Here is a 20,954-nt window from a genome sequence, read left to right on the forward strand (position 1 = left end):
AATAGATTGATTTGATTATATCAATCTGATATTTAGATGAAATGAGGTACATAGATATGGAATTAAAGCATTTAAATACATTTTTAACACTTAGTAAAATTAAAAATTTTACTAGAACTGCTGAACATTTGAACTATGCACAATCAAATATTACAGCTCATATACAACAATTAGAAAAGGAATTGGATGTACAATCTCTTTGAACGTATAGGAAAAAGTGTAGAATTGACTAGAGAAGGTGAGAAGTTGGTTCCATATGCTGAAAAAATGCTTTTATTATCATCTGATATAAAAAAGATGTATAAAGAGAAAGATAATTATGGGCGTATTGTTATTGGAGCATCAGAATCTATTTGTATTTTTAAGTTACCTGAGATTATCAAAGTATATAAAGAGAAATATCCAGATGTTGACCTTTTTATAAAAACTCTAGATTCTTCTGATTTTGTTCCTTTACTTGCTGATAATACGATTGACATAGCATTTATACTTGATTTACCTATAAATGATAAATCTACTATTTCTGTATTAAAAAATGAGGAGCCAATCTGTATCTTATCAGTTCCAGAAACTAAGTTAGCCTTAAAAGAAAAGGTGTATATTCAGGATTTTAAAAATGTTCCATTTATTTTGACAGTAAAGAGTTGTTGTTATAGAAGTTTATTTGAGAAAGAGCTATCTGAATCATCTATAGTACCCAAAATAGTTCTTGAAACTGGAAGTATTCAGGTAATTAAACAAACAGTACTTAGTGGGCTTGGATTGTGCCTTCTTCCAGAGCTTGCAGTAGAAAAGGAATTAAAAAAACATGAATTGGTTAAGATTCCTTATACTACAGACTATAATTTTTTTTCACAATTAATTTATCATAAGGATAAGTGGCTGTCTAAGAATTTTTGTGATTTTATCTCTATTGTAAAAAAGACGTATGGGATTATTTTTTAATTGTTTATGCTATGCTAATATAAGATATATATTGATATTTTTAAAAAGATAACATAGTGTAGAGAGGTTGTTTATAAGTTTATATGGTAGGTATATGCATTGTTAGATAAATAGTCTCTTTTCCGGTTTTGGTATAAAAAAGGGATGATTCAAATTTTTATTTTGAAATAATCCCTTAAAATTAATTTTAGTTAATATTTTTATATTATACTATTCCTTTATCTATCATCGCATCTATCATTGAATCAAACCCAGAGCTATTATACATAAACATTACAACATCGGCATTGCTTTCCTCAATCATATCTTTGTATGTTTTATCTATTGAATTTATATTTCTAGGGTCTACTATCTCTACTTCATTAAACATATCAGCAAATAAAAGTGTTGTAGGAGCCTGGTATGAATCTCTAAATATTAGTATTTTTTTATCTAATAATGCTTTAGGATTTTTTACAGTTAATATATTAGTTTGAGCTCCTCTAATGTATGCCCCACCATAATCCCACTTTTTATCACTTCTTTTAGTTGCATAGACCTGTCTTTCTTCTTTTTCTTTTCCATTTATATCAAAGCTATAATCTTGGTTATCTTTTGTCATATAAACTACATATTCATTTTCTTTAATTAGCATATCTATATTTTGATTATAACTTCCTACAAACTTTTTATTAGTAACTATAGACTTTTTGTAGCTATTAAAATGATTTCTTAAATCTTGCTTAGAAAGACCCAAGTCCATATTTGATGCCATCATTTTAAAGCCTTCAAATGCTCCATATCCAGTCCAATGATGGTCAGTTTTAAAATATAAATTTTCTCTTTCTTTATTTGAATAGTTGCTTAAAAAATACTCATCCATATCTATGTATTTAATTGAATCTTGATTTAATCTACTTTTAAAATTCTTTAAATTTATATCTATATTACTTATATTATCAACATACTTAGGATATAAATGTTTTAGCATATTAGATTTATGTGGCATCATTGTAAAATACACATCTTTTCCCATATCTTTACTTAGAACAGATAAGTAATTAATAGACTTTTCGTATCTATTTAATTGGTTTTGGTTTAAAACTTTTGGAAACATACCTAATATCCAGTTATCTTTTCCTAAGTAATAGTTACCTACTTTAGTTTTATTTAAACTAGCTTGAGATTTTGTATTTATTGATATCATTTCATCTCTAAATGCAAAATGGTCATTAAAGTACTCTTCAAATTTATCTATGTAGTTACCTTTTTTAAAATTTTCTATAGTTGGGAATTTTGCAAGATTTCTATTTTCAGTTATACTTAATTTTTTCTTTGGAAGTGAGAAGTTTAGTATAAAAAATCCAAATACTATAATTAAAAATGAAATGGCAACAATCTTTGGTTTATTTTTATTCATGTCAATACCTCCAAAATTAGAATCTAAAGTATAAGAATGGATTATAAGTTGAGCTACTTAACATTACCATTACAATAAACATGCAAACAACTATGAAAGCCGCATTAGTAACTTGACACATTGTGCTATTTAGTGTATTTTTTTTCTTCTTAACTACTAATGACTTTATAACTTCTACAATAGGAGTTGATAGAATGATTGCTCCAACAATTATATACCAATATTCAATTATAAATACATTGAATGCATTACTGACAAGTGGATAATTGCCAGAACCAAACATAATACCTATAAACTTAATAGCTTTTGGTAAATCTTCTGCTCTAAAAAATACCCATCCAATCATGACTATAAAAAGTAAATACATGTGTCTTATGATTCTTGGCATTTTATATAACAACCTTTCTAAAAATACTTTTTCTATTGATATTAATATTCCAAAATATAGACCCCATATAATAAAAGTCCAATTAGCTCCATGCCACATGCCAGTTAAAAACCATACTATAAATAGATTTCTATATAGTTTTAATCTAGAAACTCTATTTCCACCTAATGGGAAATATACATAGTCTTTGAACCAAGTACTTAAAGATATATGCCACCTTCTCCAAAACTCAGATACTGTTTGAGAGATATATGGATAGTTGAAATTTTCTAAAAAATTAAATCCAAATATCTTACCTAAACCAATAGCCATATCACTATAACCACTAAAGTCATAGAATATTTGAAGTGTATAGCAAACTACACCTAGCCACACATCAAGTCTTGATAAATCTCCAGATGACTTATTAAATACATCATCTGCAATTATACCTAATTGATTTGCTAAAATTACCTTTTTTCCAAGACCAATAACGAATCTGTTTACGCCTTGAGTAAATTTATACCAATTATGTTCTCTATGTTCAATGGCATCTGCCACAGTCTGATATCTAACAATAGGACCTGCTACAAGCTGAGGGAATAAACTTATGTATAATGCTAGGTTAGTTAATTTTCTTTGAACTTTAGCATCATTTCTATATACATCTATTACATAGCTCATTATCTGAAATGTGAAAAATGAGATACCTAAAGGTAATTTAATTTCAGGTATAGTTATATTTGTGTTTAATAAAAAATTAATATTATCTACAAAGAAATTGCTATACTTGAATATCCCAAGAATGGATATATTGTAAATCACAGAAAGCACAACCCATATTTTCTTATCTTTACTGTAAGAAACTTTAATACCCAATATATAGTTTACTATTATTGATAGCATCATCAAAAAAATATATTTTGGTTCTCCCCATGCATAGAAGGCAATACTTGCTAGAAGTAACACAACATTTTTATACTTAGAATTTGCCAAGTAATAGCAAATGAGTGTGACTGGAAAGAATAAAAATAAAAATATTAAACTACTGAATATCATATTAGACTCCTTATCTTTTTATTATTTAATAAATGAATAATAAATAAAACAACTAAAATTAATAATATATATATTAAGAGTGAGGTCTTGATTTATTTCTGATTTTAAGCCCATACTATTTAACTACCACTGCTTGCTGAGCACTTCTTGAGAGTACCAATACCAACAATAAGTTGATGTAGCAAGAATTATACTCAGAGCAATTGTTAAAGATCTAGCTTTATAACTTTTTATGTATTTTAGTGTTATTTTTAAATTATCTTTTATATTTACAACTTCCTTTCTTAACTAAATAAATTATATATTTATCTAAAATATATAGCAAAGTAAGTATTTTCAAGTTTTAAGTACTTAATTGTACAAATTTAGCTGTGTTTTTACAAGTTTTATTAATATATATGTAAATTTTGACTTTTTATATAATTTTTTTAAAATGATGTAATGTTATAATGGATTAATAAAGCTATTATGATAAAATAATAAAGAAAAATCACGGACACATTGTTTAACTATATGTGTTTGCCTTTGGTTGTAGCTCTATACAGTCCATTAAGATAGATGTTGTTTATATCTATAATTGTAAAAAGAACTCTTTATTAAGTATTGGAGTCAGAATACTTTCAGATATGCTTTTATTACAAGTTTGTTTTAAATGACAAATACTTTAAAATAATATCGAATCGTTATACTGAATAATGATGATTGATTATAAATATTTTTAGAGAGGGAAAAGTTTTAGAGATTGGGAAAAAATCAATATGATAAGAAGTATGGATTTATTAAGTAAATACATAAAAAATCCTGCTTTGTTTAGATATGTTTTAGGAGTTCAAGAAGTCATGCCTATGGTATTTATACTTATACAAGGCTAGAAACAAAGATGAAAAAATATTACAATAAAAAAAACTCTTTAGTATATACTAAAGAGTTTTTTTTATTAGTGCCGCTGATGGGACTCGAACCCATATGGTTTCCCGTACGATTTTGAGTCGTATGCGTCTGCCAGTTCCGCCACAGCGGCTTATATTTTAAATCCGAACTACTTGTATATCCTACCAGATTTTCCAAGAATATGCAAGAGGAATATTGAATACAAAGCACTCATCAAACTGTCAAAATATCATAGATACTAGCTTTTCCTCATGAAAACTTATGAATCAACACAGTTGATTTTGAGTTAATTGCATCTACCAATTCCACCACTCGGTCATGTCATGTTTATTATTATAGCAAAAAAATATATTGTTTGCAACATATTTAATTTTAATATACTATTATTATTATGGGAATATTAAATAATAGCATATTGGTATATAATATATATGTTACAAAAATAGAGAATCTTTAGGAGTGATATAATTTGGAAAAAAAATTAATTATAATAGATGGAAATTCAATAATAAATAGAGCATTTTACGCTTTGCCAGAAATGAATAATAAAGAAGGCTTAAAAACTAATGCTATATATGGCTTTACGACAATGTTGTTTAAAATAATAGATATATATAAACCAACACATATAAGTGTAGCTTTTGATAGAAAAGCACCTACATTTAGACACTTAGAGTATAAAGATTATAAAGCAGGAAGAAAGGGAATGCCAGATGAATTAGCAGAGCAATTACAGCCACTAAAAGACCTTTTAGATAAATTTAAAATAAATAGATTAGAAATAGATGGTTATGAAGCAGATGATATTATAGGAACTGTTTCTAAAAAAGCAGAGGATAATGGATATAAAGTATACATAGTAACTGGAGACAAAGATGCCATTCAACTTGCTTCAGATAAGACGACTACTCTTATAACAAAAAAAGGTGTAGGAGAAGTTGAAGAATATGACTTTAACTCTGTAATTGAAAAATATGAAATGACTCCAACTCAGTTTATTGACTTAAAAGGACTTATGGGAGATAAATCAGACAACATACCAGGAGTACCTGGAATAGGGGAAAAAACAGGAATAAAACTTATAAAAGAGTTTTCTAGTATAGAGAATTTAATAGAAAATACAGATAAACTTAAAGGAAGCGTAAAAAAGAAGATAGAAGAAAATAAAGAAATAGCTATTCAAAGCAAAAGACTTGCAACAATTATAAGGGATGTACCAATTGAAGTAAATTTGGATAGTATGATTTTTGGCGATTATGATAAAGATGAACTTTTAGATAAGTTTAGATATTTTGGATTTACAAGCCTTTTATCAAGATTAGTTGACTTGGTTGACTCAGATGATACCGAACAAGTAGAAGAAAAAATAGAAATATTAAAATTAAAAGATATAGATAAATTTATAGATGAAGTAAATAAAAAAGGACAAGTTATTTTAAAAACTGTTAGAGGACAAGGTAATATACTTGAAAAAAATATAATATATATCTTTATAAGTGTAGATGGAGAAAAAATATATTATATAGATTCAGATGAAGTAACAAAATTAGATGGTATACTTTCAAATAAAGAAATCAAGAAGTTTGGATATAATTTAAAGGATGATTATATATCTTTAAAGCCATATAATATAAACTTGGAAAATATAAATTTTGATATAACAATAGCGGAGTATTTAATAGATTCTACCTCATCTACATCATATGACTGTAGTGCTATAGCTATGAAATACTTATCAAAAAAAGTTAAATCAAAAGAAGAATTACTAGGTAAAGGTGTTAAATCTAAGAACTACGAAGATTTAGAATTTGAAGATTTGGCAGAGTATATGGGGCAAATAATCTGCACAGTTAAAGAAACAATTCCTATGATGGAAAGAAGTTTAATCGATATGAGTATGGATGGTCTTTTTTACCATGTAGAGATGCCCTTGGTGGAAGTTTTAGGACATATGGAGTATGAAGGTATAAAAGTAGATAAGAGTATACTAGATGACCTAAGTATTGAGTTTAAAGAAATAATTTCTACACTAGAAAAGGAAATTTATGAATTATCAGGAGAGCCATTTAATATAAATTCACCAAAACAATTAGGTGTTATATTGTTTGAAAAATTAGAACTTCCAATAATCAAAAAAACCAAGACTGGATACTCAACTAATGCAGATGTTTTAGAAAAATTAAGGGATAAACATCCAATAATAGACAAAATAACTGAGTATAGACAAATAGTAAAGCTGAATTCTACTTATGTTGAAGGTCTTCTAAACATAATAAATCCAGAAAGTAATAGAATTCATTCATCATTTAATCAAACTATAACAACTACTGGAAGGATTTCATCTACAGAACCAAATCTTCAAAATATACCTATAAAAATGGAAATGGGTAGAAAAATAAGAAAGGTGTTTATTGCAGATGAAAATTGTAAGCTAGTTGATGCCGATTACTCACAAGTAGAACTTAGAGTTCTTGCACATATGAGTCAAGATGAAAATATGATAGAAGCATTTAAACATAATGAAGATATTCATACTAAAACAGCTTCACAAGTTTTCAATGTTTCTATGGAAGATGTAACTAGTGAATTAAGAGGTGCGGCTAAGGCAGTAAACTTTGGTATTATATATGGTAAAAGTGATTTTGGATTGGCTGATGATTTAAATATACCTGTGCCAAAAGCAAAAGAGTATATAGAAAGTTATTTTGCTAAGTATCATAAGATAAAAGAGTTTATGGACACTACAGTAGAAAAGGCCAGTGAAGATGGTTATGCTGTGACTATCTTAAACAGAAGGAGATATATACCAGAAATAAAATCTAGCAATTTTATGGAGAGAAATAGAGGAAAGAGATTTGCAATGAATGCACCAATACAAGGAAGTGCAGCAGATATAATAAAGATTGCTATGATAAATGTTCACAAAAAGTTAGAAGAAAATGATTTGAAATCAAAGCTTATACTACAAGTTCATGATGAATTGATAGTTGAAGCAATTGACGATGAAATAGATATAGTTAAAAAGATTGTAAAAGATGAAATGGAAAATGCTGTAAATATGGATGTTCACTTAGATGTAGATTTAAATGTTGGTAGTTCTTGGTATGAGACAAAGTAGGTGATTTTATGTTGATATTAGGACTTACAGGAGGGATAGGCTGTGGAAAAAGCAGCCTATCGAATATATTTAGAAAATTTAACATTACTATAGTGGATGCAGATATTATATCTAGACAAATCTTTGAGGATGAGTTGTTATTAGAAAAAGTATTTGAACATTTTGGTCGAAATATAAAAAAGGATGATGGAACTTTAGATAGAAAAGCTCTTGGGAAAATAGTTTTTAATGATGAAGAAAAACTTAATGAGTTAAATAATCTGACACATCCAATAATAAGAGAAAAAATAATAAGTGATATAGAAGAAGCTAGAAAAAAAGACGAAAAGATAGTAATATTAGATGCAGCAATATTAGTAGAAAGTGGATTTTTGGAAATAGTAGATAAGCTATTAGTGGTTACTTGTAAACAAGAAGTACAAATTAGCCGAATACAAAAGAGAGATAATTGTAGTAAACAAGAAGCACTTAGCAGAATAAATTCACAAATGAGTCAGGAAGAAAAATCCAAATATGGTGATTATATAATAGATAATTCGGGAACAATAACTGAATTAGAGAATAAAGTATACAAATTTATTGAATACATGAAGGAGAATTGGCGTGAATAATAAGAAAGTATTGGTTCTATCTATTTTTATAATCTTATTTGGGGCACTATTAATGGAAAGCAAAATAATACATAAGTTTTTGTATCCTAAAAAATACTCAGAGTATGTAGAAAAATATTCTAAAGAATTTAATTTAGATGAAAATATAGTTTACAGTGTCATAAAAGCAGAAAGTAAGTTTAATAGCTCTGCTGTTTCAAAAAAAGAGGCCAAAGGGTTAATGCAAATATTAGACATAACTAGAGATTGGGGAGCGGAAGAACTGAATCTAGAAAATATTGATATTTTTGACCCAGAAACCAACATAAGAATTGGTTGTTGGTATTTAAATAAATTATATAAAGAATTTGGTTCATTGGATTTAGTAATAGCTGCATATAATGGTGGCTCAGGTAATGTAAAGAAATGGTTAGAAAATAATGAATATAGTAAAGATGGAAAGAATCTACATGATATACCCTTTGAACAAACTTCAAAGTATGTAGAAAAAGTAAAAAATAATTATAAAAATTATAATAAGATATATGGCGAGAAGGGGAAAAACTAATGAAGAAAATAAAAGTCTTAACAGTAATTTTAGCTATAACTCTTATGATAGTTGGTTGTAGTAATACTAAAACAAAAGAAAGTAGCAGTGAATCAGGTATTAAAAGTCAGAGCTCTATAGATGCCAAGTATATAAACTTAACGATGGTGACTCCTAAGACTATAAACCCTATAACAAATACTGATAAGTCTGTTAGCTACATAATGAACTTAATCTATGATGGCTTGTTTACAATAGATGAAAACTATAATGTAACTCCTCAATTAGTGAAGGAGTACAATATAGCTCAAGATGGAATGAGTATAGATATAAAATTAAACGATGCAAAATGGCATGATGGAAAAGAAGTTACTTCAAATGATGTAAATTATACAATTGGTTTAATTCAAAAAAGTGCAGAAAGTCCATATAATGAATTTACAAAAAATATAGCTTCTGTAAATATTAAATCAGATAAAGATTTTACAATAAAATTTAAAGCTAAATATGCTTTTTCTATTGATAGTTTAATATTTCCAATAGTATCTCAAAATCATTTAGATTCAAAAGATGTAAATGACAAAAATAATAATATGATAGGAAATGGGAAATATAAAATAGAATCATATACAGAAAGAGAAGGAATGATTTTATCTGTGAATAAGGATTACTATGAAGAAGTTCCTAAAGCTATGAAAAATGTAAAAGTAGGAATGGTTCCTAACGAAGATGCTAGAACATCTATGGTTATGGCTCTTGATAGTGATATAACAAATGTTACGCTGAATGATTTGAGCAAATTTCAAGAAAAAGAGTTTAATATAACAAAATATCAAGGTAGAGATTATGAATGTGTATTATTTAATTACAATAATTCTTTTTTTAAGGATGTCAATTTTAGAAAAGCAATTGCACATTCTATAAATAAAAGTAGAATTATTAGTGAAGGTTATATGGATGATGCAACTCCTGTTAATTTTCCACTTAACTCAAAATCAAAATATTATAGCAGTGATGTGAAAGATTTAGAGTACAATAAAGATAAAGCGATTGAGTATCTTAATAAAGTAGAATATGCAAATATAAATGCAGTGAATCCAAAAAATGATAAGGTAGATAAAAAACAAAAAAAATCAACTAAAAAAAATACAAAGAAACTTACTGCAGAAGAACAAAAAAAGGCTGAACAAGAAGAAGCTGAGAGAGTAAAAAAAGAAGCTGAAGATAAAAAAAATAAAGAAAAAGAGGAAGTAAAGAAAAGACTTTCTGAAATGAATTTAAAAATAATAGTAAATAAAGATAATAGTGAGAGGTTAAAAACATCACATATAATAAGTGAAAACCTAAAAGCTATAGGAATAAACAATACGATAAATCAGTTATCCGACAAAGAAATGGAAAGTGCCCTTAATTCTAAAAACTACGATTTGGCATTGGTAGGATGGAAATTATCTATTGTACCAGATGTAAGTAGTATAATAGCAAGCAGCGGATATACTGATGATAAGTTAAATGGATACATGTCTGCACTGACAAGTTCTGCATCTGAAATTGAAACAAAGAAAGCTTATAAAGATGTACAAAAATATGTTGAGGATAATGCAACATTTATAAGTTTAGCTATTAGAAACAACTATATTGTAAGCAATAGTAGACTAAAAGGAAAGATTACTCCAAATGAATTTGATGTATATGAGGGAATCTCTAACTTAGATATAAGCTCAAATGAATCGAAATAAATTAAATGACTAATTTATATTTAAAAAATTTAAACTGTGTGATAAAATACCCTTATAGGGTATAAGGAGGTAATTGATATGAAAAAGAAACTATTAGTAGAAGGTATGAGTTGTGGACACTGTGTAAATCACCTTAAAACTGCATTAACAGAAGATATAGATGGTGTTGAAGTTTTAGATGTAGATTTGGAAAATAAATGTGCATCTGTAGATATGAAAGATGATGTATCAGTTGATAAGTTAAAAGAAGTAATAGCAGAGTTAGGTTTTGAATTAAAAGGAATTGAATAAAAAATAATAAAATAAAAAAAGACCTCTATTGGGGGAGTAATAGAGGTCTAAAAATGGGGGAGATTGAGTATGTTTGATTTTACATTACTATTATCTCCCCTTTTAAATTAATATATACATAAAAAGTAAAAAATTTCGAGAAAGATTCACATTTCGTAAACTTTTTGAATATACTATAAATAGCTAAGGGAGGGAGTATCATGGAGTCTAGGGGATATAAAGAAGATTTAAAAAAAATGATACTTGATATGGCCCACAAAGAACTTGAGAGTTATGTATCACAAAAAGGAGCAAAAAAATACTTTGAAGGTAATTTGGATAAAGTTATTAATAATAATATAAAAAAATTCAATCAAAGTATTGGTCTTAATAGAGTATATTTAAAAATGTTAAAAAAGTGTGCATATCAAGAAAGTGTAACTTCGATATCAAGAACTATCAAAAAAGAAACATTATTTAAATCAAAAAAAGAGCTATTTGCTTTTTCAGAGTACTTAAAGCTTAATGTTAATAAGCGACTTTCATATAATCAGATTTTAAGAAAAATATCAAGGTATATATACTATAATAGAAATTCATATGCTCAAAAATATGTTACTTTCAAAAGAGGAGATGAAGAATATCTTTTAGAACCTGAGAAAATAAAAGATGAACTGATATCAAGCTATAGGTCAAAAACTAGGGAAGATATGAAATCAATAGCAAAACTTTTAGGTATAGAAATAGAGGATGATTATAGTGCTGAAGATATTAGAAAAAAAGTAATAAACTATATTATAAAAGAAAAAATTAAAAATTAAATATAAAAATTAAAAAAATAAGTTCTATTATTTTACACAATCAAGATAACTTGAGTACAATTTTTTCATGTGTTTAATAGAACTTATTCTTTTTTTGACATATTCTTTTAAATAATTTAATGCTACTTAAGTATTACGTAGTATTATTCAAATTTTTAACTTAATTTGATTTAAATAAAGTTATAATAATGATATAATATAAAAAAAGTAAAAATTGGAGAGTGATTTCAAAATGAAGTTTAGTTTTTGCCATAACAATTTTAATGTTACTAACTTAGAAAAAAGTTTGAATTTTTATGATAAAGCTTTAGGTCTAAAAGAAGTAAAGCGTAAAGAAGCAGAAGATGGAAGTTTTATACTAGTTTATTTAGGAGATGGGATTACTAGCCATACATTAGAGTTAACTTGGCTTAGAGATTGGGATAGACCATATAATTTAGGGGATAATGAGTTCCATTTGGCTTTAGAAGTTGAAGAGTTTGATGAGGCAAAAAAACTTCATAAAGACTTAGATTGTATATGTTTTGAAAATGAAAGTATGGGAATTTATTTTATAGCGGACCCAGATAATTATTGGATTGAAATACTTCCTAAGAATCATTAATTTTAATAATATAATTATAATTTCTTTACAATTAATAATAGAATAAGTTATCATTAAAATATAGTTGTTAAAAATGGATAATAGTGGTACAAATTTATGATTATAAAAATATGTTGGGGGGAGTGATAGTAGTGAAGAAAGCTATAACGGCTTTAGGGATTGGAGCAGTAGCAGTATCTGTTAGTTCCATACATGCAAGTGCTCTTGAAAAGGGAGTTGTGACAGCTAGTGCTTTAAATATAAGAAGCGGGCCAAGTGCTGATTGTGACAAAGTAGCAAAGTTATATAAGGGAAAAACTGTAGAAATTTTAGAAAAATCTAATGGTTGGTATAAAGTAAGAGTGTCAAGTTCTGTTGTTGGCTGGGGAAGTTCAAAATACATATCAACGAGTGGTTCATCTGGAAGTACTTCGAATCAAAATAATTCAACATCAAGTGGAACATCTATTAGTGGGAATGGAAAAGTAAATGTCAGTTCTAGATTAAATATAAGAAGTGGTGCAGGTACAAACTACTCATTAGTTGGTAAAGCAAATAATGGAGATGTAGTAAAGTTATTAGAACAAAGTAATGGATGGTATAAAATAAAGCTATCAAATGGAGTTACTGGATGGGCTAGTAGTCAGTATATCTCAAAAACATCAGAAGATGTTGGAACAAATGATTCTAATTCAAGTAATACTACTAATAATAACAACACTGATAAAAATCAATCTAGTGAAGTATCACTTGAAGGCAAGAAGGGAAAAGTAACATCTACTGTAAGTTTAAATGTAAGAAGTGGTCCTGGGACAAGCTATTCTGTAATCGGAAAATTAAATGGTGGAGATGTTGTTGAGTTAAAAGCTAAAAGTAATGGATGGTATAAAGTAAAATTATCAAATGGGACAACTGGATGGGTAAGTTCTAGTTATATTTCTGAGACTACTGAAGGATTAAAAGAAAACTCTAATTCATCATCTAATAATAATTCCCAATCTAATAGTAATTCAAATTCTTCATCTATTGGAAATTCAGATAAATCGACTGTAAATGGTTCAAAAGTAGTAGATTTTGCATATACACTTATTGGAATACCATATCAATGGGGAGCATCTGGTCCAGATAAGTTTGATTGTTCTGGATTTACACAGTATGTTTTTAAACACTCAGTTGGACTTTCTATACCAAGAGTTTCTAGAGAGCAAGCTCAATTTGGAAGTGCAGTTTCTATGGGTAACTATGCACCAGGAGATTTAGTTTACTTTGATACTGACGGAGATGGAGCAACGAACCATGTAGGTATATATGTAGGCAATAGTAAGTTTATACATTGTAGTGGAACTCAAACTAATCCTAATAAGGTTAAAGTAGACAATTTGACTACTTCATATTGGTCTAAAGCATTGCTTGGAGCAAGAAGATTTGCTTCGTAGATATAATTTTTATTAAAAAATTAAAATAAATAAGTTTTCTATTCATAAATTGAGACTCTTAAAAATATACTTTATTAATAATATAATTTTGGGAGGGGACAAACTAATGAATAGAAGAAAGACGATATACAGAGGATTTAATAATAATAGACATAAGATAGATGTGCGTAAGTATATAATAACTATTGCTTGTTTATGTTTGATTGGCTATTATTCTTATACAAAAATAAAAGATAGCAAGATGTTAGAGTATATATCAGCTAAAATACCATTTCTAAATAGTTCATCAGATATAACTTATAAAGATATATCTGATGAACTAAATGCCATAAAAAATGGAAAAAAATCTAAATCACAAACCAATTCAAATAATAATCAAAATAATAATTCAGAAAAAGCAGTAAATAATACCAAGGAACCAGAAGAAGTAAAATTAGCTACTATTGAAGGATGGGATATATATACCATCCAAGTTGCTGCAATAGATAATGATGACGATTTGAAAAAAATACAAACATCGTTAGTTAGTAGTGATATACCTTTTTCAGTTATGGAGAAGGATGGAGTAAAAAAAATACAAACATACTCTTCTTTTGATGAAAATGAAGTTAGAAAGCATATGAGTTCTATAAGAAAAGTATTTCCAGATGCGTTTTTATCTCATTTAGATGCACCTATGCTATCTTTAGAATATACAAGTAATTATGCTTATATAGATAGTATATCCAAAGAATTAAATAAATTAATAACAAACTTTAAAGAAGAATCAAGTTTTTGGTCGAATGATGAAAATAATGTAGATATGGAAAAATATAATACTATTTTGACAAATAGAAAGGCAATATCACAAAATATATCAAAAGAAGCTGAAAAGATTGATTATTCTGAAATGAGTTTATTTAAAGATAATTTGATTGACTATGTAAAGAACATAAACGAAAAAATTGATACTGCCTCAAAAGCAGCAAATGAAGAAAAATATAGTGTAAGTAAAAGTCTACTTTTATCATCTATGCAAGAGTATTCTTTGTTCATAAATTCCATAAAATAAAATACAGAAAATTTAGACTTTAGAAAGCTATAGGAAAAGGATTGTTTAATAAGACAATCCTTTTCCTCATTTTAACTTAATAAAGAGGCGTTGATTTATAAAATAAATTATAAAAATAGGGATATTTTTTTAACAATTGTTAAGATTTTTTAATATATATAGTATACTTATAGAAGGCAGAAAAAATGTTTTTTTATAGATAAGGGGGTAAAACAATGAAACTCTTAACTTTTAAGGGAGGAATACATCCTCCATATAGAAAAGAGTACTCTAACACAAAGGCACTTGAAAAAGCTCAAGCTCCAAAGATAGTTTACATTCCTCTTCAACAACATATAGGGGCACCAGCTAAACCTATTGTTGAAGTTGGCGATGAAGTAAAGTTTGGGCAAAAAATAGGTGAACAGCAAGGTTTCGTTTCATGTAACGTTCATTCTTCAGTATCAGGTAAAGTTATTGCTATTGAACAACATGAAGTACCAGGTGGTTCAGCTCAATGTGTAGTTATCGAAAATGACTTTAAGGAAGAATTACATGAAAGTGTTCAACCAAAAGGTCAGTTAGAGGATTTGAGCAAAGAAGATATAGTAGGTATCATAAAAGAGGCAGGAATAGTAGGTATGGGTGGAGCTACATTCCCTAACCATGTAAAAGTATCTCCTCCACCAGACAGTAAAGCAGAAGTAGTTATATTAAATGGGGCAGAATGTGAACCATATTTAACTGCAGACCACAGATTAATGGTGGAAAATCCAGAAGATGTTGTATTTGGTTTAAGAGCATTAATGAAAGTATTAGATGTTAAAAAAGGATTTATAGGAATTGAAACAAATAAACCAGATGCTATAGAAGCCATTCAAAATGTAGCTAAAGATTATAGTGAAATCGAAGTTGTTGGCCTTCAAGTGAAATATCCACAAGGAGCAGAAAAACAACTTATTTATGCGTGTACAGGTAAGGAAGTTCCATCAGGCGGATTGCCAATAGCAGCAGGTGCAGTTGTTGACAACGTTGCCACAGCAGCTCAAATAGCTAAATCTATTAAAACAGGTATGCCTTTGGTAGAAAGAATTACTACAATAACAGGTAGCTGTATCAAAGAACCTAAAAACCTAATAACAAAAGTTGGGACATTAGTCTCAGAAATAATAGACCAATGTGGTGGTTTTAAAGAAGATAAAAAAGTTGGTAAAGTGATAATGGGTGGACCTATGATGGGGATAGCTCAATATACTACTGAAATAGCAACTAATAAAGGTTCTTCAGGGATTTTATGTTTAGATGAAGAAGAATCACGTACACCAGATGTTCAAAATTGTTTAAGATGTGGAAGATGTACAGATGTATGTCCATCATTCTTACAACCACTTTTCATAAGTGCATATTCTTTGAAGGAAGATTATGACACAGCTGAATATCATAGAGCTATGGATTGTATAGAATGTGGGTCTTGTTCATTTATTTGTCCAGCAAGAAGACCATTACTTCAATCTATAAGATCAGCAAAAAGAGAAATAGGAGCAAAGAGAAGAAAGCAAGCTGCTCAGAAATAAAGAAAGTTAAGGGGGAAAAACGATGGAAAATAAGTTGATAGTATCATCTTCTCCTCATGTGAGAAGTAATGAAGATACTTCATATATAATGAAACAAGTTATTATAGCACTCCTTCCAGCAGCAGTAGCAGGAGTATACTTCTTTAGACTTAATGCATTGAGTGCTATGTTTTTTTGTATACTTGGTACAGTAGGTACTGAATTTTTATATCAAAAACTTATGAAGCATAAAAGTACTATAGGAGATTTTTCAGCTGTTGTAACAGGATTATTATTAGCATTTAACGTACCAGCATCACTTCCTTGGTGGATGTGTCTAGTAGGAGGAATATTTGCAATATTAGTAGTTAAAATGGTATTTGGTGGAATTGGATGTAACTTTGTCAATCCAGCACTTGCTGCAAGAGCATTTTTATTAGCATCATTTCCAGTAGCAATGACTGCTTGGACTCAACCAGGTGTTAACTGGATAGGTAAAAATTTAGATGCAGTTACTACTGCAACACCATTAAGCTTTTTGAAAAATGGAGCAGCAGGCTTGGCTGACCTTTCTAGTAATGGAATCAGCCTTGCTGATATGATGATTGGTAATATTGGTGGATGTATAGGTGAAACATCAGCAATATTATTATTATTAGGTGGAGTATACCTAATGTATAAAGGCATAATAAATTATGTTATCCCAGTATTTTACATAGCAACTGTATTTATATTAACATTCCTTTTAGGTGGATTTAATATAAATTTTGCAATATATCAACTGTTTGCTGGAGGACTTATGTTAGGTGGTTTCTTCATGCTTACGGATTATACAACTTCGCCTATGACTAAAAAAGGTCAAATCATATACGCTGTATTAGCAGGTCTTATAACAACTGTTATAAGAATGTATGGTGGATATCCAGAAGGTGTATCTTACTCAATACTACTAGTAAACTGTCTTGCACCACTTATAGATAAGTTTGTTAGAAACAGAGTGTTTGGGGAGGTGGCTAAATAATGAATAGTATGGTAAGACTAGGTGGAACTTTACTTGCTATAAGTGCAATAGCCTCATTAGCACTTGGAGCTACAAATCAAGTTACAGCTCCAGTAATAGAACAAAGAAATATACAAGCAAACAATGAACTTAGAAAAGCAGTACTTCCAGAAGCAAAAGAATTTAAAGAAATGAAGGAAAGTACTTATAAAGACCTTGGAGATGGTCTTATAGCTGAAGTATATGAAGGGCTAGATGGTTCTGAGGTAGTAGGATATACTTTAAAAGCTAAACCAAGTGGCTATGGTGGAGAAATTGAAGTTATGGTAGGTATATCAGCTGATGGCCAAGTTACAGGTGTTGATATTGGTAATATGTCAGAGACAGCAGGACTTGGAGCAAAAGCTAAAGATGATGCATTTAAAGGTCAATACAAAGGAAAAACTGCTGAACCTCTTGAAGTAGCAAAAGGAAGCACAACAGCAGAAAATCAAATATTAGCAATATCAGGTGCAACTATTACATCTACAGCAGTTACTACAGGAGTAAATGCTGCAATAGATGTCTTCAATAGTGCTCTTAATAAATAAGGAGGGTTAATTATGAATTTAGCTAAAGTATTTAAAAATGGGCTAATAGATGAGAACCCAACATTTGTGCAAGTTATAGGTATGTGTCCAACACTAGCCGTTACAACTTCAGCAATAAATGGAATCGGTATGGGTCTTTCAACAGCAGCAGTTTTAATATGTGCAAATTTAGTTATATCATTACTAAGAAAAATCACACCAGATAAGATAAGAATACCTATATTTGTAGTCATTATAGCTACATTTGTTACAATAGTAGGAATGGTTTTAAAAGCATATGTTCCTGCTCTTGATAAGGCTCTTGGTATATATATACCATTAATAGTTGTTAACTGTTTAATACTAGCTCGTGCAGAAAGTTTTGCTTTTAAAACTGGTCCACTAGCTTCAATTGTTGATGGTGTAGGTCAAGGTCTTGGATTTACTGTTGCTCTTACAGTAATAGGTGCAGTAAGAGAATTACTTGGAAATGGTAGTTTATTTGGAATGACACTATTTGGAGCATCTTTCCAACCAGTATTAATATTTATATTACCACCAGGTGCATTCTTAACATTAGGATTCTTATTTGCAGGATTTAATAAATTAAGAAGTAAAAAAGCGTAGTGGAGGTGTAATAAATGAATTTAATACTTTTATTTTTAAGTATCGTTCTTGTTAATAACGTTATAACATCTCAGTTCTTGGGAATATGTCCTTTCTTAGGAGTTTCTAAGAAAGTTGATACAGCAGTAGGGATGGGAGTTGCAGTTACATTCGTTCTAACTCTAGCTTCAATTATAACTTATTTTATACAAATTTTATTAGTAAAGACTGGAACTGAATTTTTACAAACAATAGCTTTTATATTGGTTATAGCTTCTATAGTTCAGTTCGTTGAAATGGTAATTCAAAAGATGAGTCCATCTTTATATCAAGCATTAGGAGTTTATCTACCTCTTATAACTACAAACTGTGCAGTTCTTGGTATAGCTCTAGTTAATGTTCAAAAAAGTTATAATTTAGTAGAAACAATAATAAACGGATTTGGAGCAGGAGCTGGATTTACTTTAGCAATAGTAATATTCGCAGGTATAAGAGAAAGACTAGAATTAGCTGATATACCAGAAGCGTTTAAAGGTTTCCCTATAACACTTATATCAGCAAGTTTAATGTCAATAGCTTTCTTAGGATTTACAGGACTTATAAAGCTATAAAAAAGAGGGGTGAAAATAGTGATACTTACAGCTGTATTAGTTTTAGGAGTTATGGGCTTAATCTTCGGGATAGTATTAGATTTTGCATCTAAAAAGTTTGCTGTAGAAGTAGACGAAAGAGTGGAAGCTATACTAGGAGTACTTCCAGGTGCTAACTGTGGTGGTTGTGGATTCCCAGGATGTGGAGGTCTTGCAAGTGCGATAGTTGAAGGAAAAGCACCAGTTAATGGTTGCCCTGTAGGTGGAGCAGATGTTGGTGCAAAAGTTGGAGAAATAATGGGCGTAAGTGCTGAAGCAGGTGAAAAACAAGTAGCAAAAGTTATTTGCAAAGGAACTTGCTCAAGTGCAAAAGATAAATATGAGTATGAAGGAATATCTGATTGTAGAGCAGCAAATGTTTTAAATTCAGGAGCTAAAATGTGTAAGTTTGGATGTTTAGGTCTTGGAACATGTAAGACTGTTTGTAAATTTGATGCTATTTCTATAGTTGATGGAGTAGCAGTAATAGATGAAGAAAAATGTGTTAACTGTGGAAAATGTAAAGAAGCATGCCCTAAGGGTATAATAATTACAAAACCAGAAAGCCAATCAATAGTTGTAGAATGTAATAGCAAAGAATTTGGTAAAGCTGTTAAAGAAAAATGTACTGCTGGATGTATTGGTTGTGGAATGTGTGTAAAAGCTTGTAAATTTGATGCAATAATATTTGAAAACAAAATAGCTAAAATAGACCCTAGTAAGTGTGTAGGTTGTATGCAATGTGTAGAAAAATGCCCTACAAAAGTAATATCAGGTGATATAGCTAAAAGAAAGAAAGTTACTATTGACCAAGAACTTTGTGTGGGATGTACAGTGTGCAAAAAACAATGTAAGTTTGATGCAATAGAAGGTGAATTAAAAGAAAAACATAAGGTAGATGCAGACAAATGTGTAGGATGCCATTTATGTATGGAAAAATGTCCAAAGAAAGCTATTAAAATTTTGTAATATGGACAAAATAAAGATATGGAATAATTTCCATATCTCTAATGAGTACATAAAACAGAGGTATGGAATAATTTCCATACCTCTATTTTATGTATATTTATTTTATTGGTAATAAATATAACAATAGTGTAACAAAAAAGGTTCGACATTTCTGTTGAATTTTTTACAATATAGTGATAGACTAAATAGGTACAAATTACGTACAAATGAGGTGAATAAATGAATATAATCTTGGCATCAGCCTCTCCAAGAAAGAAAGAAATTCTAGAGAATACAAATGTAAGATTTGATATAATTAAAAGTGAAATTGATGAGATTATATTGGAAGGTGAAGCACCAAAACATTTAGTTATGAGATTAGCTTTTGAAAAAAGTATGTTTGTAGCATCTAAACATAAGAAAGATGTTGTTATTGGAGCTGATACTGTTGTTGTTTTAGATAATGCTATTTTAGGAAAGCCTAAAGATGAGTCTTGTGCAAGAGACATGCTAAGTAGACTATCTGGAAGAGAGCATCAAGTCATAACAGGTATTAGCTTAATAAACTTGTGCAAAGATAAAAAAATAATTGACTATGTAATCAGCAATGTAAAATTTAAAACGTTATCAGAAAAAGATATTGAGGATTATCTGAAAACTAAAGAGTCATTTGACAAAGCAGGAGCTTATGGAATACAAGGATATGGAGCTTTGCTAGTTGAAGAGATTAGAGGCGATTATTTTAATATAGTTGGACTTCCAATTTCAAAGTTAGGTGACTTGTTAAAGGAACATTTTAATATAAATCTTTTTTATGGAGTGTGATTTATCTGAAAAAGTCATTTAATTCAACC

General features: G+C 29.0%; 20 protein-coding genes and 1 tRNA gene. 18 read left to right on the top strand and 3 right to left on the bottom strand.

The annotated features are described in order from the left end of the window. Positions 1-56: 56 nt before the first annotated feature. Together IC175_RS12730 and IC175_RS12735 are read left to right on the top strand one after the other, a co-directional pair. Positions 57-203, top strand: coding sequence for a helix-turn-helix domain-containing protein (locus tag IC175_RS12730; RefSeq protein WP_227851595.1), 147 nt, complete (start codon positions 57-59; stop codon positions 201-203). Then, positions 187-945: a LysR family transcriptional regulator substrate-binding protein gene (locus tag IC175_RS12735; RefSeq protein ID WP_227851596.1), complete on the top strand. Its 759-nt coding sequence runs from the start codon at positions 187-189 to the stop codon at positions 943-945. Before IC175_RS12730 ends, IC175_RS12735 begins: the two co-directional genes overlap by 17 nt. Positions 946-1,150: 205 nt before the next feature. Here the strand turns inward: IC175_RS12735 and IC175_RS12740 are convergent, their stop codons facing one another. The 3 genes from IC175_RS12740 to IC175_RS12750 all read right to left on the bottom strand — a co-directional run bounded on the left by IC175_RS12740 (position 1,151) and on the right by IC175_RS12750 (position 4,791). Next, positions 1,151-2,344, bottom strand: a complete 1,194-nt coding sequence (locus tag IC175_RS12740; protein WP_227851597.1) for an alginate O-acetyltransferase AlgX-related protein — start codon at positions 2,342-2,344, stop codon at positions 1,151-1,153. A 16-nt stretch (positions 2,345-2,360) separates the two neighbouring features. Further along, positions 2,361-3,770: an MBOAT family O-acyltransferase gene (locus tag IC175_RS12745; RefSeq protein ID WP_227834671.1), complete on the bottom strand. Its 1,410-nt coding sequence runs from the start codon at positions 3,768-3,770 to the stop codon at positions 2,361-2,363. A gap of 941 nt (positions 3,771-4,711) precedes the next feature. After that, positions 4,712-4,791, bottom strand: a tRNA-Leu gene (locus IC175_RS12750). A 339-nt stretch (positions 4,792-5,130) separates the two neighbouring features. Here IC175_RS12750 and polA point away from each other — a divergent pair. From polA to IC175_RS12830, 16 genes are all read left to right on the top strand, one after another. Then, positions 5,131-7,779, top strand: a complete 2,649-nt coding sequence (gene polA, locus IC175_RS12755; RefSeq protein ID WP_227482181.1) for a DNA polymerase I — start codon at positions 5,131-5,133, stop codon at positions 7,777-7,779. Positions 7,780-7,787: 8 nt separating this feature from the next. Then, positions 7,788-8,390 (top strand): dephospho-CoA kinase, encoded by a 603-nt coding sequence (gene coaE, locus IC175_RS12760; protein WP_227851598.1) that lies wholly within the window; start codon positions 7,788-7,790, stop codon positions 8,388-8,390. Next, complete coding sequence (locus IC175_RS12765; protein WP_227434063.1) at positions 8,383-8,937, top strand: lytic transglycosylase domain-containing protein; 555 nt, start codon at positions 8,383-8,385, stop codon at positions 8,935-8,937. Before coaE ends, IC175_RS12765 begins: the two co-directional genes overlap by 8 nt. After that, a complete protein-coding gene (locus tag IC175_RS12770; RefSeq protein WP_227851599.1) occupies positions 8,937-10,655 on the top strand; it encodes an ABC transporter substrate-binding protein in 1,719 nt (572 codons plus the stop codon). The genes IC175_RS12765 and IC175_RS12770 overlap by 1 nt, the downstream gene beginning before the upstream one ends. A 78-nt stretch (positions 10,656-10,733) precedes the next feature. Next, the gene (locus IC175_RS12775; RefSeq protein ID WP_227434065.1) at positions 10,734-10,946 is read left to right on the top strand and encodes a heavy-metal-associated domain-containing protein; all 213 of its coding nucleotides are present in this window, start codon (positions 10,734-10,736) and stop codon (positions 10,944-10,946) included. A gap of 200 nt (positions 10,947-11,146) precedes the next feature. After that, on the top strand, positions 11,147-11,746 hold the full coding sequence (locus IC175_RS12780) for a hypothetical protein (protein WP_227851600.1): 600 nt from the start codon (positions 11,147-11,149) through the stop codon (positions 11,744-11,746). Positions 11,747-11,978: 232 nt separating this feature from the next. Next, positions 11,979-12,350, top strand: a complete 372-nt coding sequence (locus IC175_RS12785; protein WP_227434067.1) for a VOC family protein — start codon at positions 11,979-11,981, stop codon at positions 12,348-12,350. 131 nt (positions 12,351-12,481) lie between these two features. Then, entirely contained in the window at positions 12,482-13,765 is a 1,284-nt protein-coding gene (locus IC175_RS12790; protein WP_227434068.1) for a C40 family peptidase, read from the top strand. A gap of 106 nt (positions 13,766-13,871) precedes the next feature. After that, positions 13,872-14,816: a hypothetical protein gene (locus tag IC175_RS12795; protein ID WP_227434069.1), complete on the top strand. Its 945-nt coding sequence runs from the start codon at positions 13,872-13,874 to the stop codon at positions 14,814-14,816. Positions 14,817-15,031: 215 nt separating this feature from the next. Then, complete coding sequence (rsxC, locus tag IC175_RS12800) at positions 15,032-16,369, top strand: electron transport complex subunit RsxC (protein WP_227434070.1); 1,338 nt, start codon at positions 15,032-15,034, stop codon at positions 16,367-16,369. A 22-nt stretch (positions 16,370-16,391) separates the two neighbouring features. Further along, a complete protein-coding gene (locus IC175_RS12805) occupies positions 16,392-17,369 on the top strand; it encodes an RnfABCDGE type electron transport complex subunit D (RefSeq protein WP_227434071.1) in 978 nt (325 codons plus the stop codon). Next, positions 17,369-17,938, top strand: coding sequence for an RnfABCDGE type electron transport complex subunit G (locus IC175_RS12810; protein WP_227434072.1), 570 nt, complete (start codon positions 17,369-17,371; stop codon positions 17,936-17,938). Before IC175_RS12805 ends, IC175_RS12810 begins: the two co-directional genes overlap by 1 nt. A 12-nt stretch (positions 17,939-17,950) precedes the next feature. Next, the gene (gene rsxE / locus IC175_RS12815; protein WP_227434073.1) at positions 17,951-18,544 is read left to right on the top strand and encodes an electron transport complex subunit RsxE; all 594 of its coding nucleotides are present in this window, start codon (positions 17,951-17,953) and stop codon (positions 18,542-18,544) included. 14 nt (positions 18,545-18,558) lie between these two features. Next, positions 18,559-19,134 (top strand): electron transport complex subunit RsxA, encoded by a 576-nt coding sequence (gene rsxA, locus IC175_RS12820; RefSeq protein WP_054269663.1) that lies wholly within the window; start codon positions 18,559-18,561, stop codon positions 19,132-19,134. Positions 19,135-19,149: 15 nt separating this feature from the next. After that, positions 19,150-20,121, top strand: coding sequence for an RnfABCDGE type electron transport complex subunit B (locus tag IC175_RS12825; protein WP_227434326.1), 972 nt, complete (start codon positions 19,150-19,152; stop codon positions 20,119-20,121). 219 nt (positions 20,122-20,340) lie between these two features. Further along, positions 20,341-20,925: a Maf family protein gene (locus IC175_RS12830; protein ID WP_227851601.1), complete on the top strand. Its 585-nt coding sequence runs from the start codon at positions 20,341-20,343 to the stop codon at positions 20,923-20,925. Positions 20,926-20,954 lie beyond the last annotated feature (29 nt).

The organism is Clostridioides sp. ES-S-0123-01, assembly GCF_020658415.1.
In the GTDB taxonomy this organism is placed as follows: Bacteria; Bacillota; Clostridia; order Peptostreptococcales; family Peptostreptococcaceae; genus Clostridioides.